The organism is Myxococcales bacterium, from assembly GCA_016712525.1.
Classification (GTDB): Bacteria; Myxococcota_A; Polyangia; order Polyangiales; family Polyangiaceae; genus JAAFHV01.
Window position 1 is genome coordinate 1,388,885 of sequence record JADJQX010000008.1, and the last position, 26,538, is coordinate 1,415,422.

At 69.6% G+C, this 26,538-nt stretch carries 26 protein-coding genes and 1 pseudogene; 12 read left to right on the plus strand and 15 right to left on the minus strand.

Features of this window, described 5'->3' with window-relative positions:
- Positions 1-49 precede the first annotated feature (49 nt).
- From IPK71_35415 to IPK71_35430, 4 genes are all read right to left on the minus strand, one after another.
- Complete coding sequence (locus IPK71_35415; protein MBK8219051.1) at positions 50-967, minus strand: 4-hydroxy-tetrahydrodipicolinate synthase; 918 nt, start codon at positions 965-967, stop codon at positions 50-52.
- Between the two features lie 109 nt (positions 968-1,076).
- Entirely contained in the window at positions 1,077-2,678 is a 1,602-nt protein-coding gene (locus IPK71_35420) for a DUF1957 domain-containing protein (protein MBK8219052.1), read from the minus strand.
- Between the two features lie 41 nt (positions 2,679-2,719).
- Positions 2,720-3,376, minus strand: a complete 657-nt coding sequence (locus tag IPK71_35425) for a hypothetical protein (GenBank protein MBK8219053.1) — start codon at positions 3,374-3,376, stop codon at positions 2,720-2,722.
- A 133-nt stretch (positions 3,377-3,509) separates the two neighbouring features.
- Complete coding sequence (locus IPK71_35430; protein ID MBK8219054.1) at positions 3,510-4,148, minus strand: hypothetical protein; 639 nt, start codon at positions 4,146-4,148, stop codon at positions 3,510-3,512.
- A 284-nt stretch (positions 4,149-4,432) separates the two neighbouring features.
- Here IPK71_35430 and rplU point away from each other — a divergent pair, with 284 nt between their 5' ends.
- The 3 genes from rplU to IPK71_35445 all read left to right on the plus strand — a co-directional run bounded on the left by rplU (position 4,433) and on the right by IPK71_35445 (position 6,050).
- Positions 4,433-4,741 carry a 50S ribosomal protein L21 gene (rplU, locus tag IPK71_35435; protein ID MBK8219055.1) on the plus strand — a complete coding sequence of 103 codons (309 nt, stop codon included), beginning with the start codon at positions 4,433-4,435 and terminating at the stop codon, positions 4,739-4,741.
- A gap of 12 nt (positions 4,742-4,753) precedes the next feature.
- Positions 4,754-5,014, plus strand: a complete 261-nt coding sequence (gene rpmA, locus IPK71_35440) for a 50S ribosomal protein L27 (GenBank protein MBK8219056.1) — start codon at positions 4,754-4,756, stop codon at positions 5,012-5,014.
- Between the two features lie 100 nt (positions 5,015-5,114).
- Positions 5,115-6,050: an HAD hydrolase family protein gene (locus tag IPK71_35445; GenBank protein ID MBK8219057.1), complete on the plus strand. Its 936-nt coding sequence runs from the start codon at positions 5,115-5,117 to the stop codon at positions 6,048-6,050.
- A 101-nt stretch (positions 6,051-6,151) separates the two neighbouring features.
- On the opposite strand, the gene IPK71_35450 is transcribed toward IPK71_35445, so the two are convergent.
- Positions 6,152-6,730, minus strand: coding sequence for a universal stress protein (locus tag IPK71_35450; GenBank protein MBK8219058.1), 579 nt, complete (start codon positions 6,728-6,730; stop codon positions 6,152-6,154).
- A gap of 229 nt (positions 6,731-6,959) precedes the next feature.
- Between IPK71_35450 and IPK71_35455 the strand changes: the two genes are divergently transcribed.
- From IPK71_35455 to IPK71_35470, 4 genes are all read left to right on the plus strand, one after another.
- A complete protein-coding gene (locus IPK71_35455) occupies positions 6,960-7,886 on the plus strand; it encodes a universal stress protein (protein ID MBK8219059.1) in 927 nt (308 codons plus the stop codon).
- A 130-nt stretch (positions 7,887-8,016) separates the two neighbouring features.
- On the plus strand, positions 8,017-8,283 hold the full coding sequence (locus IPK71_35460) for a ferrous iron transport protein A (GenBank protein MBK8219060.1): 267 nt from the start codon (positions 8,017-8,019) through the stop codon (positions 8,281-8,283).
- The gene (locus tag IPK71_35465; GenBank protein MBK8219061.1) at positions 8,280-10,196 is read left to right on the plus strand and encodes a ferrous iron transporter B; all 1,917 of its coding nucleotides are present in this window, start codon (positions 8,280-8,282) and stop codon (positions 10,194-10,196) included. Before IPK71_35460 ends, IPK71_35465 begins: the two co-directional genes overlap by 4 nt.
- A gap of 115 nt (positions 10,197-10,311) precedes the next feature.
- Positions 10,312-11,838: a HAMP domain-containing histidine kinase gene (locus IPK71_35470; protein MBK8219062.1), complete on the plus strand. Its 1,527-nt coding sequence runs from the start codon at positions 10,312-10,314 to the stop codon at positions 11,836-11,838.
- Here the strand turns inward: IPK71_35470 and IPK71_35475 are convergent.
- From IPK71_35475 to IPK71_35510, 8 genes are all read right to left on the minus strand, one after another.
- Entirely contained in the window at positions 11,819-12,601 is a 783-nt protein-coding gene (locus IPK71_35475) for a polysaccharide deacetylase family protein (GenBank protein ID MBK8219063.1), read from the minus strand. The genes IPK71_35470 and IPK71_35475 overlap by 20 nt on opposite strands.
- 40 nt (positions 12,602-12,641) lie before the next feature.
- Positions 12,642-13,166 carry a hypothetical protein gene (locus IPK71_35480; protein MBK8219064.1) on the minus strand — a complete coding sequence of 175 codons (525 nt, stop codon included), beginning with the start codon at positions 13,164-13,166 and terminating at the stop codon, positions 12,642-12,644.
- A gap of 126 nt (positions 13,167-13,292) precedes the next feature.
- Positions 13,293-15,467 (minus strand): ATP-dependent RecD-like DNA helicase, encoded by a 2,175-nt coding sequence (locus IPK71_35485; protein ID MBK8219065.1) that lies wholly within the window; start codon positions 15,465-15,467, stop codon positions 13,293-13,295.
- A gap of 52 nt (positions 15,468-15,519) precedes the next feature.
- Positions 15,520-15,816 (minus strand): type II toxin-antitoxin system RelE/ParE family toxin, encoded by a 297-nt coding sequence (locus IPK71_35490; protein ID MBK8219066.1) that lies wholly within the window; start codon positions 15,814-15,816, stop codon positions 15,520-15,522.
- Positions 15,816-16,145: a type II toxin-antitoxin system Phd/YefM family antitoxin gene (locus IPK71_35495; protein ID MBK8219067.1), complete on the minus strand. Its 330-nt coding sequence runs from the start codon at positions 16,143-16,145 to the stop codon at positions 15,816-15,818. Before IPK71_35495 ends, IPK71_35490 begins: the two co-directional genes overlap by 1 nt.
- Positions 16,146-17,457: 1,312 nt before the next feature.
- Entirely contained in the window at positions 17,458-19,023 is a 1,566-nt protein-coding gene (locus tag IPK71_35500; GenBank protein MBK8219068.1) for a hypothetical protein, read from the minus strand.
- Positions 19,024-19,076: 53 nt separating this feature from the next.
- Positions 19,077-20,156: a hypothetical protein gene (locus IPK71_35505; protein MBK8219069.1), complete on the minus strand. Its 1,080-nt coding sequence runs from the start codon at positions 20,154-20,156 to the stop codon at positions 19,077-19,079.
- Complete coding sequence (locus tag IPK71_35510; GenBank protein ID MBK8219070.1) at positions 20,083-20,628, minus strand: hypothetical protein; 546 nt, start codon at positions 20,626-20,628, stop codon at positions 20,083-20,085. The genes IPK71_35505 and IPK71_35510 overlap by 74 nt, the downstream gene beginning before the upstream one ends.
- A gap of 364 nt (positions 20,629-20,992) precedes the next feature.
- Here IPK71_35510 and IPK71_35515 point away from each other — a divergent pair, with 364 nt between their 5' ends.
- Positions 20,993-21,844, plus strand: a complete 852-nt coding sequence (locus tag IPK71_35515) for a hypothetical protein (GenBank protein ID MBK8219071.1) — start codon at positions 20,993-20,995, stop codon at positions 21,842-21,844.
- Between the two features lie 229 nt (positions 21,845-22,073).
- On the opposite strand, the pseudogene IPK71_35520 reads toward IPK71_35515, so the two are convergent.
- Positions 22,074-22,650: pseudogene (locus IPK71_35520) on the minus strand (Uma2 family endonuclease).
- A 117-nt stretch (positions 22,651-22,767) separates the two neighbouring features.
- Between IPK71_35520 and IPK71_35525 the strand changes: the two are divergent.
- From IPK71_35525 to IPK71_35540, 4 genes are all read left to right on the plus strand, one after another.
- Positions 22,768-23,517 carry a prepilin peptidase gene (locus tag IPK71_35525; protein ID MBK8219072.1) on the plus strand — a complete coding sequence of 250 codons (750 nt, stop codon included), beginning with the start codon at positions 22,768-22,770 and terminating at the stop codon, positions 23,515-23,517.
- A complete protein-coding gene (locus tag IPK71_35530; protein MBK8219073.1) occupies positions 23,498-23,731 on the plus strand; it encodes a hypothetical protein in 234 nt (77 codons plus the stop codon). Before IPK71_35525 ends, IPK71_35530 begins: the two co-directional genes overlap by 20 nt.
- A 2-nt stretch (positions 23,732-23,733) precedes the next feature.
- Positions 23,734-24,450 carry a DNA alkylation repair protein gene (locus IPK71_35535; GenBank protein ID MBK8219074.1) on the plus strand — a complete coding sequence of 239 codons (717 nt, stop codon included), beginning with the start codon at positions 23,734-23,736 and terminating at the stop codon, positions 24,448-24,450.
- A gap of 185 nt (positions 24,451-24,635) precedes the next feature.
- The gene (locus IPK71_35540; GenBank protein ID MBK8219075.1) at positions 24,636-25,253 is read left to right on the plus strand and encodes a tyrosine-protein phosphatase; all 618 of its coding nucleotides are present in this window, start codon (positions 24,636-24,638) and stop codon (positions 25,251-25,253) included.
- 178 nt (positions 25,254-25,431) lie between these two features.
- Here IPK71_35540 and trpS read toward each other — a convergent pair whose 3' ends face one another.
- Complete coding sequence (gene trpS / locus IPK71_35545) at positions 25,432-26,514, minus strand: tryptophan--tRNA ligase (GenBank protein MBK8219076.1); 1,083 nt, start codon at positions 26,512-26,514, stop codon at positions 25,432-25,434.
- Between the last annotated feature and the right edge of the window lie 24 nt (positions 26,515-26,538).

Below are 26,538 nucleotides of genomic sequence, written 5' to 3' on the forward strand. Positions count from 1 at the left end.
CCGCTCGCGCCGAACACGGCGAGCTTGCCGAGGTGATGCGGGTGCGCGCTCACGAGACGCGCGGGTCCGGGCCCGCCTTGGACAGGAACGACTTCACCACGGAGAGCACCTTCTCGCGCGACGCTTCGCTCACCTTCGCGAGCGGGCCCCGCACGTTCTCCGAGCCGAGGCCCGCGGCGGCCATGGCCGCCTTGACGGGGCCGGGGTTCGCCTCGACGAACATGATCTCGTGGACCGGGAGCAGCGCGAAATGCGCCGCGCGAGCGGCCTCCCACGAGCCCTCGAGGGCGAGCTTCGTGGTGCGCGAGACGTGGCCCGGGAAGAGGTTCGACGTCACGCTGATGACGCCCTGGGCGCCCACGGAGATCATGGGGAGCGTGAGGCCGTCGTCGCCCGAGAGGACGGTGAGCTTGCCGTCCGTGCGGCGCACGAGCTCCTGGGCGCGGAGCACGTTGCCGGTCGCTTCTTTGGTGGCCGTCACGTTGGGCGCCGCCTCGCAGATGCGGAGAAGCGTATCGGCGGCGAGGTCGATGCCGGTGCGACCGGGGATGTTGTAGACGACCACGTCGCACGAGACGGCCTTGGCCACGGCGACGAAGTGGGCGAAGAGCCCCTCTTGCGTGGGCTTGTTGTAATAAGGGACGACGACCATGACCGCGTCGGCGCCGGCTTTTTCGGCGGCGACCGAGGCCTCGATCGTCTTCTTGGTCGAGAACGAGCCGGTCCCGGCGACGACCTTCACGCCTTTGCCTTTGGCGGCGGCCACGCAACGCCGGACGAGGTCGAGCTGCTCGTCGGCCTCGAGCGTCGGGCTCTCTCCGGTGGTGCCGCAAGGAACGAGCCCCGAGATGCCGCCGGCGATCTGGGCGTCGACGATCTTCTCGAAGGAGGCGACGTCGACCTTTCCGTCGTCGAGGAAGGGAGTGACGAGCGCCGTGTGCGTGCCGCGGAGTGCGTGGGTGGCCATGGGCTCTCTTTTTCTACGCTTGCGTGCGAGGCGCAAGGGGGAACGGCGCTTTGCGCTTCGTGCTCGTCGCGGCCCGTCGTCGCCGAGGGGTCAGGGCGCGCACGCTCTCCTACCCGAACGCCCCGCGCAGCTCCCGCGCCGGAAGCCGCGCAAGAAAAGCATCCCGCGACGACACGTCGTCCACGAAGGCCACGTCCTCCGGCTCCCACACGGCCTTCTCCACGAGATATCCGAGATGCCGAAGCCTGCGCGTGTGCGCCCGAATGCGGGCCTCGGCGTAGCCCGTGGCCGTGCCCGTCTTCAAGATGAACGCCCAGTCGCTCGACTGGAGCAGCAAGAGCTCCCGCACCATCTGATCGAGCGCGAGGCCGCGATACCCGTTCACGCCGCGGTGGTCACGCACGAGCTTCGCGGCCCACCGCGTCGCGTGGTGCACGTGACGCCACGTCCACGCCGACTCGGGGCCGACCCACACCTCCCCGTACCCACCAGCTCCCCACGACGACGCCGCCGGCGTGCTCACCACCGCGAACGGCTGGCGCGCCAGATATCCCCCCAAGGTCACGGCCTCCACGACCCCCGCGCCCTCGGCGGCGAGCCTCCGGAACACGCCCTCGAGGAACCACGGCCCCTCGAACCACCAATGACCGAAGAGCTCGGCGTCGTACGGAGCGAGCACCACGGGCTCGTGCGGCATGTGCGCCGCGAGGTGCGCGACCTGCGCCTTGCGACCGGCCACGAAGTGCCCCGCGTGCTCCCACGCGCGCGACTTGGCCTCCCCGGGCATGTACGGCTCCTTGTGCGCCGTCTCGCCGGTGATCCGGTAGTACTTGAGGCCCGTCATGAGCCGCGCGCCGTACGGTCCCACCTCTCCGTACAGCTCCGATTCGGGCAAATCGAAGCCGATGTCGCGGTAGAAGTCGCGGTAGTACACGTCCCCCGGGTACCCCTCGTGGCGCGACCACACGACCCGGCTCGACTCGGGATCGCGCCCGAAGAACGCCACTCCCGAGGGTGACACCACGGGCGCGTGCACCCCGTACGGCGGGCGCGGCTCGGCGTTCGTGAGGCCGTGCGTGTCGAGGACCGTGTACTTTACACCTGCCTCCGCGAGCTCGCGGTCGAACGCGGGGTGGTACGCGCACTCGGCGAGCCACGCCCCACGCGCCTTTCGCCCCACGAGCGACTCGAACGCGCGCATGCCGAGCGTGAGCTGCGGGCCGAGCCCCTCTCGCGCGGGGAGCATCCCGGGCCCGTAGACGTGGGTCGCCGAGCACGCGAGCAGCTCGATGCGCCCTGCGTCCCAGTGGCGCACGAGCGCGTCGACCACACGCCCGCCGTGCCGCTTCCACGTCCCGAGCACCATGGTCAGGTGGTCGCGGTAGAAGTCGATCACGGGCCCGATCCGCGGATCGAGACCCGCACGCTCCCCCTCCCGCTCGACGAGCTCACGAAGGCGCCCCAGATGGTCTTCGAAGCGACGGCAGAGGAGGTCGTCCGTGAGCATCGCCGCGAGCGGCGGCGTGAGGCTCATCGTGAGCGCGAAGGGGATCTCCTCGGCGGCGAGCCGGTCGAACATGTCGACGAGCGGCAGGTAACACTCGATGAGGGCCTCGTAGAACCAGCGCTCTTCGAGGTGGCGCGCGTGCTCGGGGTGCCGCACGTACGGAAGGTGCGCGTGGAGCACGACGGCGAGGCAGCCCGTGGACATGCGCGCCCTTATGGCAGATTTTGCCCCGTTTCGGGGGGAGATCAGGGCTTGAAGATGACGCCCTGCCCGCCGCCGTGGCAGGCGCCCTGGTTGCAGCCCCCGGACGTGATGGGCGTGTTCATGATCTTGCCGCGCGTGGCGTTGCGGACGGCCGTGCGCGCGTTGGCGACGTTGTCGCCGGCCATGAGGTCGATCGTGAAGATCGGGTCCATCGAGCCGCTCTTGGTCGTGCGGAGGGTGCCGTTCGCGAGCTTCACGCCCACCTCGGCGTTCGTCTCGGAGACGATGCCCGCGGCGAGGAACTTGTTCGTCGCCGTGCCCGCGGGCCCGTGGCAGCCCATGCAGTCGGATGTCTGCGCGAGGGCGGTCGTGGTGGGGCCGCCGTTGCCGTTGTGCACCGTCATGAGGCGATCCGTGCCGCCGTTTCCGGCCGCGAACGGCGTCGTCCCGAAGACGGGTGCCGTGGGATCGTTGCCGCCACCACCGTCACCGACCGGGGTTCCGCCGTCTCCGACGGGTGTGCCGCCATCTCCCACGGGGGGGTTGCCCGTGGGAATGACGGGCGGACCCGTGATCGTCTTCCGAGGCACGATGTCGAACGCGCCGGGGTCGGGCGCCGAGCACGAGAGCGACGGCGCGATGCCCAGCACCGACACGACGAGGAGCCACGACGAAGAGGGGACGTTTCGCAGGTTCATGGTGCTCGCGGGAGAGCGCGACCGCGACGACGGCGCAGCTCTCACGGGCGAGTATGACCGACCCGAAGGCCGATTTCACCCTCTCGCGAGCACTTCGTGCTGGTGGATCGAGAGCCCATGCGGGCCTCGCCCCTCACTTGAACGGGAGGCCTCGGTTCATGAGGTCGCCGTGGCACGCGCCCTGGTTGCACCCGCCCGAGGTGATGGGCGTGTTCATCGGAGATTCGCGTGTCCCGTCGCGGGCCGAGGTCTTCGCGTTGGCGATGTTGTCCCCCGATCCTACGGGAATGTAAAAGTGACCGTCGGCCGCGGTTCGAGCCACACGCACCGTGCCCGACATGAGCTTCACGCCGACCTCGATGTTGGGTTTGGCGGCGACGCCCGCGATGAGGAACGCAGGCGCCGAGCCACCGGCCCTGTGGCACGCCATCGTGCAATCGAGCATGCGAGCTTCTTCGATGGTCTTGGGGCCGGCACCACCGTGGCGGGCGCCGATCGCCGTCGTCTCGCCGTTCGCTTGCGTGTAGGGCTTGTCGAAGACGAGGCTCGTGGTGCCTCCCCCTCCGCCCTCGGGGGTCCCTCCGTCCACCCCTCCGCCGCCACCGCCACCGCCCGTGGGGGAGCCCGTCGGCAGCCCGGGGGCGCCCGCGAGGCCTTTCCGAGGCACGATGTCGAACGCGCCGGGATCCGGAGCGGAGCAGGCGGAGAGGCCCGCCGAGGCGATGACCGATACCAGAAGGAAGACGCCCGAGAGGGCCTGTCGCGCGCGCATGGTTTTCGTTCCTCGAGCCCGCAGTATGGCCGACCCTGCGCGCTCACGCACCCCGTTTCGGGCCCAACGTCGACCGACGTTGGCCGTAACACATTGAAATCGTTGAGCTCTCACAAACCGGTCGGCTCCCCCGCTTTCGGCTTTACAAGAAGGGGCGCGCCCGTATACTCCCGCGTCCCGTGACGGGAGTCGTTCCCGTTCGGAAACCCCGCCGCCGCGGTCGGAGCCACCTCCGCATCGGTCGGCCTACGCGCTCGGGAACGAGAGCATAAAGAGGGATCTTCATGTACGCGGTCATCAAAACAGGCGGAAAGCAGTACCGGGTCTCCCAGGGCGACACGCTCCGGGTCGAGAAGCTCGCGGGCAACGTGGGCGACACCGTGAAGCTGAGCGAGGTCCTCCTCCTCGGCGGAGACACCATCAAGATCGGCGCGCCCGTCGTGGCAGGCGCCGAGGTCGAGGCGAAGATCACCGCCCAGGGCCGCGGAGAGAAGATCATCGTCTTCAAGTTCCGTCGCCGGAAGAACTACCGCCGCAAGACGGGTCACCGTCAGCCGGTCACGACCCTCCAAATCACCGGCATCAAAGGCTGAGAGGAGACCACCATGGCTCACAAAAAAGGCGCAGGAAGCACCCGCAACGGCCGCGATTCGAACGCGCAGCGCCGCGGCGTCAAGGTCTACGGCGGCGAGACGGTCACGGCGGGGAGCATCCTCGTCCGTCAGGTCGGCTCGACGTTCGCCGCCGGCAAGAACGTCGGTCTCGGCAAAGACTTCACCATCTTCGCCATGATCGACGGCGTCGTGAAGTACGAGTGGCGCACGAAAGACCAGAAGAAGGTCTCCGTGTACCCCGTCACGGCCTGAGCAAAACGTTGAAGTCGTCCTCGTGGGGCGGTGTGCGGAGCAGTCGGCCGCATACGGCCCCACGTCGCGTGTGTGGGTCTCGAACGTCGGGGAGAGCGTGATGTCGGGGGCGAGAGCGAAGAAGGTTCGAAAGTCCGAGGATGCGCGCCCCAAGTCGGGCAAGCGCCCCGCGGCGAAGTCGAAACGCGCGCCGAAGAGCACCTACAAGCTGCTCGCGGTCGACCTCGACGGGACGCTGCTCGACCACGATGGAAAGCCGCACGAAGAAGACGTGCGCGCCATCCAGGCCCTGATGGAGTCGGGGATCCCCGTCGCCATCATCACCGGCCGCCTCTACTCGGGCACGCGCCCCACGGCCGAAATCGTGGGCATTCGTGGGCCCGTGGCCTGCGCCGACGGCAGCCACGTGGTGCGCGTCGAGACCGACGAGACCTTGGTGCATCACGGCATCCGCGGACAGAGCGCGAAAAAGCTCCGCGACGCGGTCGTGCGCAACGAGCTCGCCACGTTCCTCTTCGCCGAGGACGCGATCGTCTACGACGGCGCGGGCGAGGCGTATCTCCCCTACCTTCGCACGTGGTCGAGCGACATGCGGCGCGCCGCGAGCATCGTCGACGACCCGATGTGGAAGGCCGCGACGGGCCTCACCGCGGTCGTCGCGCTCGGGCCGGAGGCCGCCATTTGCGCCGCGGTCGACGACATCCACAAGGGCTGCCGCGACAAGGCGCAGGTCTCGGCGTTCCCCGTGAAGCGCGTGCCCGGGAACTGGGGCCTCATCGCGCGCGCCTCGGCCGGCACGAAGGGCACGGCGCTCGAGTGGCTCGCCGAGCACCACGGTTGCACCCTCGCCGAGACGGTCACCGTCGGTGACTGGCTGAACGACGTGCCCATGTTCGCCGTGAGCGGCCGCGCGTTCGCGATGGGCCAAGCTCCCGACGTCGTGAAGCAGGTCGCGACCGACGTGCTCGAAGAGACGAGCGACGGAGGTGGCGGCATCGCCAGGGTCGTCGCCGAGTGCTTCGGCGTGTCCTGGTAGGCGACGCGTAAAGCCTTAATAAGGCTTCTTTTTCTGGCAGAAACGAAACCGCGGGGCCACCTCGGGCCCCGCGCGCTTCGTGTCTTCGGTAGCCGCGTCCGTCAGCCGCGGAACGTGAGGGCGCCCATGCCGTAGCCCGACGAGGCCGCGTTGGGCGACTCGTGGTGCGTGCGGGCGCGAGCGTGGTGCTCGTGCACGTCTTGGCCGGGGCGCGCGGGCTGAATGAGCTCCTCGGGGGAGAGCTCCCGCTCGCGGACGACGAGCACCGAGCACGGCGCCTCGCGCATGACGGTCTCGGCGACGCTGCCCATGACGAGGCGAGCGAGGCCTTTGCGCCCGTGGGTTCCGACCACGATGAGATCGGCGTGCACGGTGCGGGCGACCTCGGGCAGCACGGCGGAGGCCGCACCGACGACGGCGCGAGCCTGCACGATGTCGGCGTACCCACGCTCCTTCAAGTACTCCTGGAGACGCTCGAGCCCCTCTTTCGCCACTTCGTTGCGGAGCGCAGGAATGGGGCTGTCGATCTCGAGCTGCGGGACCACGTGGACCGCGTGAATGACGGCCGGAGACCAGCGATCGGCGAAGTTCTTGGCGACCTTGAGCGCTTGGTCGGAGAGCTCCGAGAAGTCGATTCCGACGACGACAGTGAGCGGGCGCGGCGGCGCTTGCGATACCATTGAGTAACCTCCGATGCGGGGCGAATGCGAGACACGTGCCGAACGCAGAACCGCGGAGAAGCGCGGCCCCGAGGTCGATTCGGCCGCAAGAATTGCACCGTACGGCACGAGATGCACGAACTGTCGCTTCGAGCGTAAGATTGGCGGCCCCGCGCGGCGCGCACACGACTTGCAACTGCATCCCTCGCCGCGCGACGCGGCCGTTTCCCAACCACGACCGGAGCCATCGATGACCGACACGAACGCCACGAGCCAACCGACGCGCATCCTCGTCGCCACCGACTTCTCGAGTGTGTCGGACGCCGCGTTGGTGTCGGCCTCGGGCATGGCGAAACACTACGGAGCGCGTCTCGGCGTGAGCCACGTCGCGCCCGGCGTGGGCGCCATTCACCCGGCCTTCCCCTCGCTCGCCAAACGCGAGATCGTCGAGCTCGGCGAGATCGAGCGGCGCGCCACCGAGGCCGTCCTCTCGCACACGAAGCAGGTCATCGGCCTCGGCGAAAAAGACCTCGACGTGCTCGTCGCGGCCACCACCGGCCGCAACGAGGCCGAGACGATCTCGGAGCAAGCCAAAGACTACAAGGCCGACCTCGTGGTCGTCGGCAGCCACGGCCGCACCGGCCTCTCGCGCGCGTGGCTCGGGAGCGTGGCCGAGAAGGTCGTGCGCACCGCCCCGTGCGACGTGCTCGTCGCGCGCCCCGTGAAAGACAAGAGCGGCCCCGTGCTCGCCTCGGTCGACCTCGGAGAGTCGTCGGGAGCCGTGCTGCGAGCAGCCGCGCGTGAGGCCGCGCACCGCAAGGTCGACCTCATCGCCCTCTTCGCGCTCGACGCTCCGAACGACGTCTTGCCCTACGGCATGCTCGGCCCGTTCGGGATCTACGTGGCCCCGCCCGACCCGCAGGGCCACGACGAGCTCCGCGAGGCCGCCGAGAAGACCCTCCGCGCCGCCATGGAAGCCGCCGACGTGCGCGCCCAGGTGACCATCGTCGACGGCCGCGCCACCCAGGAGATCGTCACCCTCGCCGAGAACAAAGGCGCGTCGCTCATCGTCTGCGCGACGCACGGCCGCAAGGGCATCTCTCGCCTCGCCCTCGGCAGCGTGGCCGAGGCCGTCGTGCGGCACTCGCCGTGCTCGGTCCTGGTCGTCCGTAGCTGAGCCAGAGGTCCCCCTCGAGGGGCCGCGCGCGTGGGCCGTCTCGTGTGGAGGCGGCCCTCCGCGCTTTGTGGCCGCAGCCAGAAAAGCCTGGTTTCCGTAGGACACGAGCGCTGCTAGACGTGACGCTCCGATGGCAAGCCCGGAGAACGCGTCGTCCGCCGAGCCCAAGGCCCTCTCGCGGGTCGCGCTCGGCGTGCCCGTGCTCGTGGTCGACGTGCGCATGGACCCGGTCGACGCCGCGTGGCTCTCGGCCGTCGGCCTCACCACGGGGGTCACGCTCACGGTGCTCCGGCGGGCCCCGTTCGGGGGTCCGCTCCACGTGGCCACCTCCCTCGGGGGAGAGCTCGCCCTCGGTCCGCAGCTCTGCGACGGCATCTTCGTCGAGGCCACGTCGTGAGCGCCACGCCCGAGGCCAACTGCCACGGCAGCGAGAGCGCCCCTCGCGCCGACGTCGCGCCCGGCACGCGAGAGATCGCGCTCGTCGGCCGGCCCAACTCGGGCAAGAGCTCGCTCTACAACACCCTCACGGAGGGCCACGCGCACGTCGGGAATTTCCCCGGGATCACCGTCGACGTGATCGAGGCCGAGGCCACGCTGCCCGGTGGCCTGAAGGCCCTCGTCTTCGATCTCCCCGGCACGTACACCGTACGCGCCTCGGTCGACCCCGAGACCGACGAGGGCGTCGCGCGCACCTTCGTCGAGGGACGCCTCGAGCGCCCGGGCTTCGCGGTGGCCCAGGTCATCGACGGCACGCAGCTCGGGCTCGGCCTCCGGCTCACGCGCGAGATCGCCGAAGCGGGCTGGCCGCTCTACGTGCTCGTCACCCAGTCCGACGTGCTCGCGAGCGACGGGAAGCGCGTGGACGAAAAGCGCCTCGAGGACGAGCTCGGCGTGCCCGTGGCGCTCGTAAGCGCACGCGAAAAACCGAGCAAAGACAAGATCTTGTCGCTCTTCGCCACGCGCGAGCCGCGCCCCTGCCGGGCCGACTTCGATCCGGCGCGTTTGGCCGCCGAGGTCGAGTCACGCCTCGACACGAAGGCCGACGAGGGCACGCAGGGCCCGTCGTTCACGCGCCGCCTCGACGCGACGTTGCTCCATCCCGTCGTGGGGCCGTTCGCGTTCGTGGGCATCATGGCGGTGCTCTTCGCGGCCGTGTTCCTCGTCGCCGATCCTGCCACGAGCGCCATGGACGCGGTCATCGGGTTCTTGCGAGCGAAGCTCGTCGCGGCCCTGGGCGAAGGGCTGCTCTCGTCGTTCCTGTCGGACGGGCTCCTCGGCGGCGCGGGCACCGTGCTCGCGTTCATGCCGCAGATCGTGCTGCTGTCGATCGCGCTCGATCTGCTCGAGGCGAGCGGCTACCTCGCGCGCGGCGCGTTCATCGTCGACCGGGTGCTCCGGTTCCTCGGGCTCTCGGGGCGCTCGTTCTTGCCGCTCCTCATGGGCCACGCGTGCGCGGTGCCGGCCATCGCGTCGACGCGCATCGTGCGTGATCCGAAGGAGCGCCTGACCACGATCCTCGTCCTGCCGCTCATGACGTGCTCGGCGAGGCTGCCGACGTACGCGCTGCTCCTGTCGACGTTCTTCGCCGGCAAGGGGGCGTTCTTCCGCGCGGCCACGTTCCTCGGGCTCTACGCGCTCGGGGTCGGGCTCGGGCTCGTCGCCTCGCGTGTCCTTCGGCGAACGGCCACGAAGGGGCGCTCTCTCCCGCTCGTGCTCGAGATGCCGCGTTATCGCATGCCCGAGGCGCGCGTCGTGCTCGGCAAGGCGAGCCGCACGGCCAAGCGCTTCGTGCGCGACGTGGGCACCACGATCGTGATCGCGACCACCATCCTCTGGGCGCTCCTGAAGGTGCCCGCGCCCGAGGCGCTGCGCTCGCCCGAGGCCACGACGGCCATCGAGCGCTCGGTGGGCGCCACGATCGGCCACGCGCTCGAGCCCGTCACGCGCCCCGCGGGCTTCGACTGGCGCATCGACGTGGGCCTCATCGGCTCGTTCGGCGCGCGCGAGCTCATGGTGGGCACGCTGGGCGTCATCTTCGGCCTCGAGGACGTGGACGACGACACGGCTCCCCTCTCCGAGAAGCTCCGCGACGCCAAGAAGCCCGACGGCACGCCGCTCTACGGCGTCCCCAACGCCCTCGCGCTCCTCGTCTTCTTCGTCGTGGCGTGCCAGTGCACGAGCACCGTCGCCGCCATTCGCCGCGAGACAAAGAGCCTCAAATGGCCCGCTTTCGTGCTCGTGTACACCTACGGCGCGGCCTACGTGCTCGCGGTGATCGTGTACCAGGTGGCGCGCGCCTTGGGCGCGTAGGGGCGAGCCGCGAGCGATCTCAAGATCGCCGAGCCTTCGCGGTTCGTCGCGCTTGCGATTTCGCTCGTGAAGTAGCGCTGCCGGGGCGTCGCCGTTTCCCGTACCATCCTGGGCTGTGCTCGGCTCGCGTGGCCCAGGGTTGCGGCTCCAGATCGTGCTCTCGCTCGCGGGGGTGCTCCTGCTCTCGTACGTGCCGCTCTTCTTCGCGATCGCGGGCGTGACGCAGGCCACGTTGCTCGCGTCGCGCGAGCGGGCGGCGCGCTCTTTGGGGCGCACGGTGGCGGCGCACGTGGTCCACGCCGCCGATCTCTCGCACGGGAGCGATCTCGCGGACGTGGTCGCGGCCGACGTGGGCGATGGCGGCGCGCGGGCGGTCGCCGTGTTCGATCTCTCGGGCGCGCGTGTGGCCGCGGCGGGCGAGCCCGAAGAGCTCGGGCGCATCACGCCGCCCAGGCCGCCTTTTCTCGAGTCGGCGAGGGCCGCGCACGGTGCGAAGGGCCGCGTCTTCGAGGTGGTGCTGCCCGCCGATGCGCGCGTGGTCGTGGTGCGTGTGCCCACGGACGAAGAGTCGGTCAACGCCGGGCCGCTCGTGCGGGTCGTTGCACTTTACATGCTCGTGTTCGCGGCGTTCTTGCTCACGTTCGCGTACTTCGTGCTCACGCGCGTGCTCGTGAGGCCCATCGAGGAGCTCTCGGGCGCGGCCGACAAGGTGGCGCGGGGCGCGCGCGAGCTCGAGGTGCCGAAGCGAGGCGCGCGCGAGATCGTCGAGCTCGGGCAGTCGGTCGACGCGATGACCACGCGCCTCCTCGAGGACGAGCGCACCCTCCGCGCCAAGGTCGACGAGCTCGTGCGCACGACGAAGCACCTCACCGAGGCGCGTGAGCAGCTCGCCCGGAGCGAACGGCTCGCCAGCGTGGGTCGGCTCTCGGCCGGGCTCGCGCACGAGATCGGAAACCCCCTCGCCGCCGTGCTCGCCATGCTCGACCTCGTCGACGACCCCGACGTGCCCGAGGACGAGCGCCGCGATTTCGTCCGGAGGATGAAGAAGGAGACCGAGCGCATCCACGGCATCTTGCGAGATTTGCTCGACTTTTCGCGCCCCGAAGCCCCCCTCTCGGAGGACGGCCCCAAGGCCTCCGACGTGCGCTCCGTGCTCGGGGACGTGACGGCGCTCGGCGCGCCGCAGAAGGAGTTCCGCGACGTCTCGCTCGAGACCGACGTGCCCGACGAGCTCCCCTTCGTGGCGATGCCCGGCCCCCGCCTCACGCAGGTGCTCTTGAACCTGGTGCTCAACGCGGGCCAGGCCATGAGCACGAAGGCCGGCGGAGCGCGGCGCGTCGTCGTGCGCGCGAGGGCCTCCGAGGGCAACGTGCGCATCGACGTGGAGGACACGGGCCCCGGCGTGCCCGAGGGCATGCGCGACACTGTGTTCGAGCCCTTCGTCACCACGAAAGACGTGGGCGAGGGCACGGGGCTCGGGCTCGCCGTGTGCCGCGGGCTCGTCGAGTCGGCCGGCGGGACCATCTCGCTCGACACGAGCTACACGGCCGGCGCGAGGTTCACCGTGACGCTCCCCGAGGGCAAACCCGAGGACGCGCTCTCGGGCCGCGAGAGCCGCGCGATCAAGCTACGAAGCTCGTGAGCGGCACCACCGGGATGCGCTCGGCGTGGAGCTTGTCGAGGAGCTCCGGGAGCGCGGCGACACCCGCGGGCTCGTGCGAGCCGACCTCTGGCGCGTCGTGAAGGAGCAAGATCGCGCCGTCTTTCGCGGCGGGCACGAGGCGGGCGAGCACGTCTTCTTTCGTGGTGCCGGCGAGGCCGTCCCGTGCGCCTGCCGACCAGCCGATGACGTCGAGCTCGAGCTCGTCGACGACCCTCGCGATGATGGGGTTCGTGTGCCCGATGGGCGGCCGAAAGAGCGTGGGGCGCTCGCCCAAGATCTCCTCGAGCACACCGAGCGCGCGCGTCAGATCGGCGCGCACGTACGCGGGCGATTTCAGGGAAAAGAGCCTATGGTGCGCGTACGAGTGCATGCCGACCGTGTGCCCGCGCCGCACGATCTCCCGCACGAGCTCGGGGTGCGCCTCGGCCTTCTTGCCGATGACGAAGAAGGTGGCCTTGGCGTCGTGCGCGTCGAGCGCGTCGAGCACCTTGGGCGTGGTCACGGGGTCGGGGCCGTCGTCGAAGGTGAGCGCCACGCCGCGCGCGCCTCGCGGGAGCCGCACGAGGGCGTCGGTGTACATGCGGAGACCGAGGAAGAACACGCCGACGAGCGAGAGCGCCACGTACACCGACGTGATGCCGAGCACGACCTCGAGCGGCAACGGGCCGCGGAGCACGCTCCACGCGGGCACCACGAGCACGGCCGCCGTCGAGGCGAGGTAGAGGGCACGCGCGGGAGACACGCTCGAGGAACCTACGGAAGCGCTGGAGACATCCCGAGAATCAGCCGCGGCGCTTCTTCGCGGGCTCTTCTTCGTCGAGCTCCTCGTCGGCGAGCTCTTCGCTCTCGGCCTTTTTGTCGGCCACGCGCACCTTCGCGCCCTTGTCTTTGCCCTCTTCTTTTTCGCTCTCGCCGGTGTTGTCGAGCTCGAAGAAGCCGCCGAGCACGCCGGCGATGAGCGGGAGGTACGCGGCCGGGAGGGCGCCGAGCTCACCCGCGCCGGCCTTGAGGGCGGTCAGGTCGAGGGGGACGTGCACCCACGAGCGAAGAGCGAAGAGCGCGCCGAGCGAGAGGAGCATGCCGAAGAAGGCCTTGAGGCCGGCTTCGATGCGGCCCTCGGCGGACCACACGGGCTTGCCCGTGACGAGCCCGGTGACGAGGCCCGTCGCGCCCGCGGCCAGGTACGCGACGAACGCCGTCGCCCCGGTGGTGACCGAGAGGCCGAGCCCCTGCACCAAGATGGCCGCGACCACGGCCCCGAGGATCATGCCGAGGACGAGACCGACGAAGAGTCGCTTGAGGAACATGGGCGATGGGCTCGTGGGGGAAGGCCTTGCGGCCACCCGGGAGCATAGCGAAACCGGAGAAAAGGTCTCTCCCTTCGCGCGAGGCCCGGCAAATCGGCCGCGCGGGCCCCGGTCTCGAGCGGCGTGTCAGCTCCCGGCTTCGCGCGTGAGCCGGTGCGCGAGGCCCGTGCGGCGATCGTCGCGGTGGCGCTCGGGCGACAGCGCGAGGGCGAGGGCGCGAGGCTCGCACACGAGCACGACGAGCTTTCGCCCGCGCGTGACGGCCGTGTAGACGAGGTTCTTCGCCAGCATCACGAAGTGCGACGACGAGAGCGGCACCACCACCGCCGGGTACTCGCTGCCCTGCGACTTGTGTATGGTGCATGCATACGCCAACACGAGATCGTCGAGGGCGGCCGATTCGTAGGTGACCTCACGATCGCCGAACGACACGACGAGCCCCGCGTCGTCGTCGAGGAGGCGCGCGACGAGCCCCACGTCGCCGTTGTAGACCTGGGCGTCGTAGTTGTTCTTGACCTGCATCACCTTGTCGCCGACGCGGTAGGTGCGCGAGCGGCGGACGAGGCCGCCTTGGCCGGGGTTCAAGAGGCGCTGGAGCTCGGTGTTCAGGGCGAGGGCGCCGAGCGGGCCCTTGTTCATGGGCGTGAGCACCTGCACGTCCCGCACCGGATCGAGGCCGAATTTCCTGGGGATGCGCTCGGTGACGAGCTTCTCGACGATGCGCGCCGTGCTCGCGGCGTCCTTCGAGGGGACGACGAAGAAGTCGCTCTCTTCGCCGGCCGCGAGCTCCTCGGGGGCCTCGCCGCGGTTGATGGCGTGGGCGGCGAGCACGATGCGGCTCGTGCGCGCCTGGCGGAACACGGTGGTGAGGCGCGCGACGGGCACGACGCCGGAGCGGATCACGTCGAAGAGCACGTTGCCGGGGCCCACGCTCGGGAGCTGATCGACGTCGCCCACGAGCACGAGGCGCTTGCCGTCGGGGATGGCGCGGAGGAGCGCGTCGGCGAGGCGCACGTCGACCATGCTGGTCTCGTCGACGACGAAGGCGTCACCGTCGAGGGGGAAGGTCTCGTTGCGCTTGAAGGTGAGCGTCTTCGGATCGACCTCGAGCAGCCTGTGCAGCGTGACGGCCTCGGAGCCGGACGACTCGCTCATGCGCTTGGCCGCGCGCCCCGTCGGGGCCGAGAGCCGCACGATCAGGCGACCTCTGCGAAAGAGGGCCAAAATGGTCGAGAGCAGCGTGGTCTTGCCGACGCCGGGGCCACCGGTCACGACGAGCACGGGGGACCTTCGCACGGCCTCGAGGGCGAGGCGCTGCTCGTCCGAGAGGGCCACGCCCGAGGCGCCGACGATGGCGGCGAGGTCGTCGTCGGACACGTCGAGCCTGCGATCGGGCTCGCTCTTCGCGAGGGCCACGAAGCGCTTCGCGAGGCGCGCCTCGGCCTCGAGCACGTCGGCCAGGTAGACGTTCCGCGAGCCGGGCGTTTCGCCCACGTCGACGTACGCGTGGCCGCCCAAGACGAGCGCGTGGAGGCCGCGCGCGAGATCTTCCGTGGGCACGTCGTCTTGGAGGAGCGCGCGCGTGGCGACGAAGAGGTCGGCCTCGGGGGTGAAGGTGTGCCCCTTCTCGGTCTCTTCGCGCGCGGCCTGGAGGAGCGCGGCTTGGTGGCGGAGCGGCGAGTCGCGCGCCACACCGACCGACTCGGCGATGCGATCGGCGGTGCGGAAGCCGATGCCGGCGACCTCGAGCGCGAGGCGGTAGGGCTCGTCGGCCACGATCTGCGCGGCGCGCGGCCCGTAGCGTTTCACGATGCGCGCGGCGAGCCCGGGGAGCACGCCGTTCGCCTGGAGGAAGACCATGACGTCGTGCAGGGCGCGGTTCTCGCGCCACGCCTCGACGATGCCCACGATGCGCTTCTTTCCGAGCCCCGGCACCTCGGAGAGGCGCTCGGGGGCTTCGTCGAGCACGCGCAGGGTGTCTCTCCCGAAGACCTCGACGATGCGCTTCGCGTACGTCGGCCCGATGCCCGGCATGACGCCCGAGCCCAGGTATTTCTCGAGGCCTGCGGCGGTCTTCGGCTCGAGCACGGACAGGCCCGACACGCGGAGCTGCGCCCCGTGCTGCGGATCGGTCTCCCACGTCCCCGTGGCCCGCACGGTCGCGCCCGTGTACACGCGCGGGAACACGCCCACGAGGGTGACCGCCTCGTCGCGATCCCGCAGCGCGACGCGCACGACACGGAACCCTGTCGTGTCGCTCTCGTACGTCGTGCGCAGGACCTCGCCTTCGAGGGTCACCATCGGGGGGGAGAGTAGAGGCACCCGCACGATTCCGAAACGGGGGACGCGCCGCTCAGCCTCGATCGAGATCGAGCGGCTTCAGCCGTCGGTGGCCCTCGAACACCGTGAGGACGACGACGCCGCCGTCGACGATGCGGTAAATGATGCGGTACGTGCGAAGAAAGACCTCGCGTACGTCATCACGCGCGAGCTCGGGGACGACGCGGCCCATCCGCGGCGACTTCGAGGCCTTCGTTGCGCGTTGCCTGAGCTTCTCGACCCACTTTCGGGCGGCAACGGGGTTCTCCACCGCGATGTACTCGCCAATCGCCAAGAGGTCGTTGGCGGCTCGCTCGGTCCAGCGGAGCATCACCTCTTCTTCGTGGTGTCGTTCATCGTGCCGAGCCGAGCGTCGAGGCGGCGACCGACGTCTTCGTCGGTGAGCACTCGACCGGCGTCGAGGTCTGCGAGCCCTTCGTGGATGGCCGCAACGAGACGCGCCTCGGTCGTGAGCCGGTCGAACTCCTCGGGGGAGCGCATCACCGCCGCCGCCTTGCCGTTCTGAGTCACGACGAGCGGACGCTGCCTGCTCCTGAGCCCGCGGATCTTCTCGGAGAGGTGGGCCTTCAGCTCGCCGATCGGAACGATGTCCTCCGCGACCTGAAGAACCGGCAGGAGACGACCAGCTGACCTGCTCATGGGTCAGAATTTAGACCTCTATGCCGGCCGGGGCAAGCGTACGTCCTCCGCCCGGGCCCCCCGAAGAACACATGCCTCGGCGATTCGGAGAGGCGCTCGGGGCTTCATCGAGGACCCGAGCGTGTCCCTCCCGAGGACCTCGGCGACGCGCTTCGCGTACATCGGCCCGACGCCCCACGGCGACACGCGGACGGAGAGGGGCTCGCGAGGCAGCGAGACCCGCGCGGAGCACGGCGCGTGCTTCGCGGGGGTGCGGGGCAGGTGCCGCGAGCACGGCCGGTGCCGGAGGTGGGGTCTCGGGCACCCATTTTGGGCACGGCCGGTGCTCCGGATGGGGTGTCGGGCACCCATTTTGGGCACGGCGGGTGTGAGCCGGCGGGTGGGGGGCAGCCGCGCGAGGCACCGGCGGCGCTTCGGACGGGTGCGGGGCGACCGACGTTGACGCCAAGTAGCTGAAACGACTTAGGAAGGGTGCTTCGAGGTGTGGAGAGCGGGTCGCGTCGTGGGCCGTGAGGGGCCCTGTGGAGACCGCCGCGGCTCGCCACCGAGGTCCGGCCCAGGGCCCACCGACGTTGGCCGTAAGCACTCGAAATCAGGTCAGAGACCCCACCGACGTCAGGTCAGAGATCCCACCGACATTGACGCCAAGTCCCTGAAATCACGTCGGCAGCCGTCCCCACCGACGTTGGCCTCAAGCCCAAGAGCTCGCCGGGCCGCCCCCATCGGTCCGCCCTCGGCGCCACGTGATTTCGGGCAGTTGGCGCCAACGTCGGTCGGATCTCCTCGCCCCAGGCGCCACGTGATTTCGGGCACTTGGCGCCAACGTCGGTCGGATCTCCTCTTCCTACCTCGTTGACCTGGCGCACGCGCTGGGCGGCCTTCGTTGCGGAGAAACAGCGCTCGATACTCTTCGCGTAGGTTTCGCACTCGGGGATTACCTTGGCCCCTTCCGGCGCGGATTGCCGCCCCCTACATCCCGCGCTTCCGAGGAGGGTCATTGCGAGGATGGCAAGTAAGCGACGATGCATGGCCCCGAGGCTACGAACGGCGGTTCCGTCGGAGCGTACGACTTTCTTTGCCTGGTTCAGCACGCGACTGAACTACCACGGTGTGTGTGGCGGTCACGCGGGTTTTGGTTGGTCCGCCTGCGGGCGCTATCCGGCCCCGAGTCGCGCATCCATTTTTTTGTGCGCAGCGACGCGAGCATCCCCTGCCGCCCTTCCGCGTTCGGAGCTCTCCGGCACAACCACGCGCACCAATAGAAAACGGCCACGCGGAATCCCGCGTGGCCGTTCGTCCTGCTCGACTTCGGTCAGTTCTTGGTGACGACTTCGAGAAGCGTCGGGGCAGTGCCAGACGTGAAGTAGTGCGCCACGTAGACCATGATCGACGAGTTCGCCGGGATGCTCACACCCGTGAGGCAGGAGTCCGCCTCGTTCTTGGGGTCGCTCGCGCTGGGGCAGGTGTCGTTCACCGAGCCAACACACGCAAGCCGCGAGGGCTCATCGGCCGGTGCCGTGTTTCCGGCATAGACACCCATCACGGTGTCTTGGCCGTCGGTCGTGAAGAGGTCGACGGTGCGCGCCGTGGCACCGGGGTTTTGCACCTCGATGTACGCGTAGGTCGTGTTCGACGACGTCGTCGTCGTCGGGCAAGCGCTCGCCGAGAGGCGGGCGAGAGTCATCCCGGCGGTCGGCACGACGGCGGCGCTCACCTTCGCGCCCGCGCCAGCCGGCAGCACGAGGGGTTGCGGCCCAGCACCTACGTAGTTCGTGTGCACCTCGAGCTTGATCTTGGTCGCCGACCCCGCGTCTTGCATGCTGTGAAAGACGACGGCGCCGCCGGCCGGAATGTCGAAGTTGAGGGCTTCGGGCGAGTCCTGAACGACGCTGGTGCAGGCCGTGCGATCAGCCGGCTTGTTGGTGCCACCGTAGGTGGTGACCAACATGTCCGGGATGCTGGTCAGCCCCGTCGGGGCCTTGTGGAGGACCGTGACGTTGATCGCCTGCGCGCCGTTGTTCTTGATTCGGGCGTAGTGGACGTTGGCGTCCACCGTCCCCACGGTGGCGGGGCAGTTGCCGACGACCAGCTTCTTCTCCTTGGTGCCGAAGAAGCCGAACTCACCCGTGACGACGGTCCCGGGGGTAGGCGAAGCCACGAGCTCGTCGAGGGGGCGTGGCGCGCAAGGCTCGGGCGTGCCCTTCTGGCAGGTCTGCGAGCAGGTCTGCTTGCGCACGTCCGTCGGCGCCGACGGCGGGACGGTCGCCGGTCCGCAGAGGCCCTCGATGTAGGTGACCTCACCCTTGGTGCAGCCACCGGCGACCTGGTTGAGGCACGCGCCCTCGGTGTACGCGCAGGTGTTGTCGCAGCGCTTCACCTGGTAGCCGCAGAAGCCACATTCGCTGACGATCACCTCGCCGGGGAGGCACGCGTCGGCGTTGGTCTTCTCGTTCGAGCAAGCGCCGTACGCCCCAACGACGCGACCGGTGTCGCAGAGCGCACTCTGCGTACCACACTTGCCACAACGGCGGGTGATGACGTCGTTCACCTGCACGCCGGCCGGGCACATGTCACCGGGCTTCGGCGCGAGCGGGTCGAAGGGATCCCCCGGCCGCGTCGTGGGGGCCGCGTCGGCCGAGTCGGGGGTCGACGAGTCGGGGGTCGACGAGTCGGGGCGCGCGCTGTCCGGCGTGGACGTGTCGGGGCGGCCCGTGTCCGGCTTCGACGAGTCGACCTTGCCCGTATCGGGGGTCGACGAGTCGAGCACGACACCATCGTCCGGCGGGTCGACCACCACGGCCTCGGTCGCGCAGCCGACGACCGTTCCAACGAAGAGGCTCAAGGCCGAGAAGGCGATCACACCGTTACGAATTTTCATGTCATTCTCCACACTTAGTAGTCATCATCGCCAGGCTGGCGAGAATGGCAGGCTCAGTTCGTCGTCGTTACTTCAAGGGTGTTCGTGTCGTAGACGCCGTCGGCCGTGTCTTGGCCGACGTACACCACGACGCTTCCGTTGGCGGGCACCGTGACGCCGTTCAAACAGGCGTTGTAGTCCGCCGCCGTGCAGTCGTCGTTGTAGGTTCCGACACACGCGCGCCGCGTGGCGAGCGTGGGCACGGCCGTGTAGACGGCCATGTACGAGTCGTCCCCCATGCTGGTCGTGACCAGGTTCACGGTACGATCCGTAGCACCACTGTTCGTGAGGCGCACGTACCTTGCTTCGACCTCGGAGCCCATCTTGACGACCGGGCACGGGTGCTCGCCTGTGTAGCTCGCCGTGGCGTTGAGGCCCACCGTGGCCGGCGCGAACTTCGTCGTGCTGAACGTGAGGGCCTGCGAGACCATGCTGCCCATGGTCTGCGAGATCGCGAGGGTGTGGTCGGGCGCGCCCGCCACCTCGGCGCCGAGGAAGTTCGTCACCACCTCGAGCGGGAACGGACCTGCCGCCGCGGCGCTGATGCCGCCCACGTACACGAGCTGGCTGCCACCCGCCGGGATCGTCACGGTAAAGCGGTTGATGCCGACGTGGTCTTGGCAGGCCAAGCGGTCGGCCGGAAGCGAGGTGCCCGCGTAGGCCGCGAAGACCGCGTCCTCGGTCGCGCTCTTGTTGACCACGGTCACGTTCGCGGGCTGCGCGCCGGCGTTCGTGAGCATCACGTACCCGAACACCGACATGATGCTCGCGTGGAGCTGCGTCGGGCAGAAGGGCACGTTGAGCGCGAGCGCCTTGCGCGTGGCCTCGACCGTAAGCGTCTGGGTGACCTTGCCGCCCGCGGTCTGGGCGACCGCGATCGACACGTCGGCGCCGCGCGGCGCGCACGGCCCAGGGGTGCCGAGCTGACAGGTCGCCGAGCACTCCTGGCGCTTCACCTCGTTCGGGTCGGCGCACGTCGCGACGTAGCGCACCGAGCCGGCCACGCAGCCCCCGGCGACCTCACCCGTGCACGCGCCCGTCACGTAGGCGCACGTGGTGTCGCACTGACCGACTGGCGCCCGCAGGTGCCACACGCCTGCGATTTGCGCTCTCCGGGGAGGCACGCGGTGGCTCGGTGCGCTCGTTCGAGCACGCGCCGTACGCCCCGACGACGCGCCCCACGTCGCAAAGGGCGCGCTGGGTGCCGCACTTGCCGCAGCGGCGGTCGATCGTGCCGTTCACCTGCACGCCGGTGGGGCACGGGTCGCCGGGCTTCGGCGCGAGCGGATCGAACGGGTCGCCGGGGCGATCGCCCGAGGCCGCGTCCCCACCCGCGTCGACGGGCACCGCGCTGTCGGGGCGGCTCGCGTCGGCCGGAGTGGCCGAGTCACGGCCCGCGTCTTTCGTGGGGGGCACGTTGCGATCGGTGCTCGCGTCGACGGACGTGATCGTGCCGCCGTCGCTCTCTTCTTCGACGACGACGACGGCCTCGGAGCACGCCTGGAGCGAGCCCACGATCCCAGTCAACACCGCGAAAACACCGAAGAATTTGCTACGTGAAACCATACTTTTGCCTCCCGCCCCACAGGCCGTGTGCGAGCGCGTGGTATAGCCGCAACCCTCCTCCATTCAAGGGAGAAAGCGCCGATCCATCCCGACGGAGGACCACTTTCGTCCTCGGTCGTCTTCGGCACGTGCGGGCCTCTTCCCGCACCGGCGAGGGCCCTTCCCCGAGGTGGCGTGAGCGCTGGGCCATCGGGGATCCACACACGAAGCGCCGATCCTTCGGAGCTCGCGCCCCGAGGGCACGTCGCGCCCCGACCGAGACGCCCGAAAGACGTAGCCAGCGCGTGCGCTCCCCGTATTCTGAGAGCTTCCTCGGAGGCTCGACATGCGGCTTGGTTCTCGTCTCGTCCGTTCTGTGCTTGGCGTGTCGCTCTTCGGGGCCCTCGCCGTCTCTCCCCTGCTCGGGGGCTGCTCTGCGGAGACGGGCGAGCCCGACGACGGCGGCGGCCAGGTCAGCGAGGAAGAGCTCCGCAGCGAAGAAGAGAGCTTCACGCCCCTCGAGGCGACCGACGCCGAGCTCACCCGCGCCAAGGAGCCCGAGCGCACCTTCGACCACGAGCTCACCCTCTTCGCGATCCCGGCGCCCAAGCTCGTGAGCCTGAGCTGGAAGAGCCCCGGAGGCCTCGCGCGGCGCACTCTCATCAACGAGGGCTTCGGCTTCTCGCGCGCCATCGGCCACGTGTTCGTGCGCGTCGACTGCGGCGCCATCGCCGGCAAGCCCGCCACCTCGCGCCAGGTCGGGCAGACGTCCACGGGCGACGAGTTCCGCACCATGGTGCTCAAAGAGAAGGCCGGCCTCGGCGTGCTCTTCCGCACCGTGCCCGGCGCCCTCGAGACCGAAGCGGAGCTCGACGCCACGCTGAAGGATCGCTACGCGTCGGGCCGCATCGGCACGATTCGCTACGGCATCTCGGGCGAGGCCTGCCACGCGCTGCTCGACTACGTGAAGGAGTACGACAAACGCGACGTGGAGGACGAGTACGGCTTCGTGCGCCCGCTCTACCAGGAGGGCTCGGGCTGCTCGGCGTTCGGCATGTCGTTCCTGCGGCTCGCGGGCCTCATGGAGCCGTACATGGGCCAAGAGTGGAAGTTCGACGTGCGCATCCCCATGACGCTCATCGGCGGCACCACGAACCCGGGCAACGAGGTCTCGGTCGCGCGGCTCTTCACGCTCGGTCGCGGCTGGGCCTCCCCACCGAGCCGCACCTCCGCCTGAACGGCTGGGACCCGACGCTCATGTACAAGTCGATCGAGCTCCGCGCGAAGCAGGGCCTGAAAGACGGCAGCGTGAAGGTCGAGAAGCGCGGCCGCGCCTCGGCCTCGTGGTCGACAAACGAACCGCGACGCCCTCGCCGCGCCTCACGAGCCGCGAGTTCTTCAGCGGCCCCCCCGCCCCGAACGACGCGAAGCGCTTCCTCACCGCCGACGAGTGATCGCGGGCGCGCTCACCTCTCCCAAAGGCCCGCGAGCCGGAGCGCGAACGACGCGACCGGCTCTGCGTGGACGATGTCGTCCCCTCCATGGACAGCCGCGAGCACGTACCGCGGCCCGAGGCTCGTCCGCGCCTCGAGCGTGAAGATCTCGAGCGTCTTCGACTCCGGGTCGACGAGCCACACGACAGGCACGCCCTCGCGCGCGTAGGCCTCGAGCTTCTTTCCGCGATCGAGGCGCGCGGTGGCCGCCGAGAGGACCTCGCAGATCCAGTCGGGCGCCACCGTGAAGTACGCGACCTCAGGCAGCTCGGGCATGGTCGTCCGACGCCACCCCGCGAGATCGGGGACGAGCACGTCGCCCCCGGAGGTGGAGCTCCGGCTCGAAGAGGAGAATCCATCCCCCCTCACCTCCCCCGCTGCCCATGTCGAACGGCCCGCCGAGCGTCATCCCGAGCCGCGAGCTCACGCGCGCATGCGAAGCGCTCGGGCGAGGCTGCGCATGGAGAACCCCCGCCACGAGCTGCCCCCGTACGTGCTCCGGGAGGCCGAGGATGTCCTCGTACGTGGCGCGCCTCTCCGCCGCGGTCATAGCGCACAGCATAGCAGCCCGAGGCTGCTGGCGTCGAACCGGCCACCTCCGTCGCGAGGGCCGAGTCGCGCGCGGGCACCTAGCCTCGCCCACGCTTCTGGTATCGTCTCGGGTCGTATGCCCATCGCCACCCTGCCCCCGTGGTTCTTCCGCCTCTTCGGCGCGCTCTTCGGGCTCGTGTGGGGCAGCTTCCTCAACGTGGTCATCTACCGCGTGCCGCGCGAGCTGTCGGTCGTGTCGCCCCCGTCGCGCTGCCGCGCGTGCAAGAGGCCCATTCGCCCGTGGAACAACCTGCCGCTCGTCTCGTGGTTCCTCATGGGCGGCAAGGCCGGCTGCTGCGGCGCGAAGGTGAGCCCGCGCTACCCGCTCGTCGAGGCGCTCGGCCTCGGCATCGGCCTGGCCCTCACCGAAACATGCATCTTGCAGCATTCGGGCGAGTGGGAGCTCCCGCGCGCGCTCGCGGTCTACGGCGCCACGTTCGCGGTGGCGATGGCGCTCGTCGCGGCCACCTTCATCGACCTCGACTTCATGTACATCCCCGACTCGATCTCCATCGGCGGGGCCATCATCGGGGCGGCCACGTCCACGCTGCGCGGCATGTCCCTCGTCGACTCGCTCGCGAGCGGGATAGGCTCGTTCGTGGTGCTCGCGGGCTTCGATCGCCTCTACAAGGCCATTCGCGGTCGGAGCGGCCTCGGCATGGGCGACTGGAAGCTCCTCATGCTCGCCGGCGCGTGGTTCGGCTACCGGGGCGCGTGCTTCGTGCTGCTCGCGGGGTCGATCCAGGGCTCGGTCGCGGCGCTCGGCATGCGCCTCTTCGGCATCAAGCTGGCCCCTGCCCGAGGGCGTGCTCGAGGAGCGGCGTGAGCTGAAGAAGCTCGCCGACGAGGGCGACGAAGAGGCCAAGAAGCTCCTCGAAGAAGACCTCCTGAACGACGTCGACGAGAAGGGCGAGGGCGACGTGCTCCAGTCGGCGCTCGCGTTCGGCCCGTTCCTCGTGCTCGGCTGGTTCGAGTACCTCTTCTTCGGGGAGCACATCTTGCTCCACTACGACGACTGGCTCAGGCTCATCCTCGGGTGACCATGACGAAGGTGCACCCATGGCTCGCCGAGGTGCGGCGAGGGCTCGAAGAGCGCGCGGATCCCGAGCGCGCCGCGCAGATGCGCGCCTACATGAAGTCGTCCATGCCGTACGCGGGCGTAGGCATGCCCGAGGCGAAGCGCCTCTTCAAAGAGGTCTTCGCGAGGTACCCCGAGGGCACGCCTTCGCGTCGCCCGTTCGACGACGAGGCCCGCTTCTTCGCCGACGTGCGCGCCATCTGGGACGGCGCCCGCGTGCGCGAAGAGAGGTACGCCGCGCTCGAGCTGCTCACCTGCACGCGCGCCAAGAAGGTGCGCACCCCGAGCGTCGTGCCGCTCCTCCGGCACGTGGTGGTGACCGGCGCGTGGTGGGATCTCGTCGACTGGGCCGCCCCGAAGACCCTCGGCCCGCTGCTCGTGACGCACCCGCGCGAGGCCGCCAAGGTCGTGCGCGCGTGGGCCCGTGAGGACGACATCTGGCTACGGCGGAGCGCTGTCTTGGCGCAGCTCCACGCGAAGGCCCGGACCGACACGAAGCTCCTCGAGGACGCGCTCGCCCCCTCTCTCGGAGACCGCGAATTTTTCCTCGCCAAGGCGATCGGGTGGGCGCTCCGCGAGTACGCGAAGACCGACGAGGCCTGGGTCCGTCGTTACCTCGAGGCGCACCGCGATCGCATGGCCAAGCTCTCCGTCCGCGAGGCGGAGAAGCACCTCGTCTGAGCCTCCCCGAGCGCAGGACACGTTCCGTCCTCTCCCCGGGGAGAGGCCCTCCCACGCTGCTTGGCGGACGGATCCGGTCCGGCTCAGGTGGATCCTGCGTTTCGGCATCTTTCCGGAACTGCTGCGAAAAACCCCGAGGTTCGAGGCAGCTCGAGCGTGGCACGGCCGATGCTTAAGGGCTCGGCATGACTGCTCGATGGCTCTCGCCCCTCCTCGTTGCTCTCCCCCTCCTCGCGGCCGGCTGCGCCGCCGACACGACCGAGCCTTCGGAAGAAGACGCCGCGGTCACCGCCGAGGACGACTCCGCCCTCAAGGCTCAGGAGCCGCTCCCGAACTTCCGCGAAGTCTCGCCGGGCCTGCTCCGCGGCGGTCACCCGAACACGGCGGGCATCCAGGAGCTCAAGCGCCGCGGCGTGAAGGTCATCGTCGACCTCGAGATCGCCGACTACATCGAGGCGACGCCCGGCGTCATCGCCCAAGAGCTGCGCGACGCGAAGGCCGCGGGCATCCCCGTGGTGCGCTTCCCCATGAGCGCGTTCGAGCCGGCGGTGAGCCAGCGCTTCGACGACCAGATGACGGCCGCGATGACCCAGCTCGCGAAGGCCTCGCCCTCGAACCTCACGTACGTGCACTGCCGCCACGGGCGGGATCGCACCGGGCTCGTCGTCGGACTCCACCGCGTCGAGAACCAGAAGGTGGCGCCGAAGGCGGCCTACGAAGAGATGAAGGCCCTCGGCTTCCGCACCTACTTCATCGGCCTCCGCGAGTACTTCGAGCGCCGCACCAAGACCGACGTCGACTGACCCGAAAAATCGAGCCGCGCGGACCTCCGCCGAAAACGAAAAAAGCCTCGTCTCACGGCGAGGCTTTTTTCATAGGGTTTCGGGCCCCTCGCCCTCGTCATTCCAGGCGCCTGGAAATTTTTTCCAGGCGCCTGGAATGGAAAAGACCCTCGCCCCGAGGGGCATCGGGCGCGTGCCGTCAGGGGCGCATGCGGAGGTCGCGCAGGCCGTAGTCGAGGCGCATGGCCTGCTTCGCCAAGTAGAGCGTCTCTTCGGCCACGCGGTTCGCGCGGTCGGTGTGCGCGCGCAGGATCTCGAGCACGCGCGCGTCGCCCTTCTCGCCCTCGAGCGCGGCCCTCCGCTCACGCATGGGGGCGAGCGTCTCCTCGAGGGCGGCGGCGATGTCGGCTTTGACGTGGCCGTCGCCGATGTTGTCGCCGCGCGAGTAGCGGTCCTCGAGCTCCTTCACCTTGGCTTCGTCCTTGATGAACGCGCGCACGTAGGTGAAGAGGGCGTTCGTGATGTCGCCCGGCTCGGTCATCGACTGGCGGCCCGTGTAGAGCTGCCCGAGCTTCTTTTTGACCTCTTTGGTGGAGTCGGTCAGGTAGATGACGTTGCCGAGGCTCTTCGACATTTTGTTCTTCCCGTCGGTGCCGGGGAGGCGGCCGATGCGCCCCACGAGCGCCTGCGGGATGCCGAAGACGCCGCCGTTCGGGAGGTGCTCCTCGTCGGGCATCTCGGGCGCGACCTTCGTGTACGTCCAGTTGAACCTGCGCGCGACCTCGCGGCACATCTCGATGTGCGCGACCTGATCCTCGCCGACCGGGATGAGCTCGGGGCGGAACGCGAGGATGTCGGCGCACTGACCGACCGCGTAGAGCGGGAAGCCGAAGCTGTACCGATCGCCGAGATCCTTGAGCTCGATCTCGGTCTTGAGCGTGGGGTTTCGCATGACCCGGTTGAACGGGAGCAGCATCGCGAAGTACCACGAGAGCTCGGCGATCGCGGGGATCTCGGTCTGCAAGACGAGCGTCGAGCGCTCTGGATCGATGCCCGCGGCGAGCCAGTCCTTCGCGATCTCGAGCGTGTCCCTGCGGATGTCGTCGGGGCGATCGGCGCGCGTCGTGAAGGCGTGCATGTTCGCGAGCAAGAAGAAACACTCGTAGTCGTCTTGCAGGCGAACGCGGTTCTCGAGCGACCCGACCCAGTGGCCGATGTGGAGGCGGCCCGTGGGCGTGTCACCGGTGAGGATGCGAGGGCGAGGCGTAGAAGGAGCGGTCACGCGCCCACCCTACCGCGAGTGGGC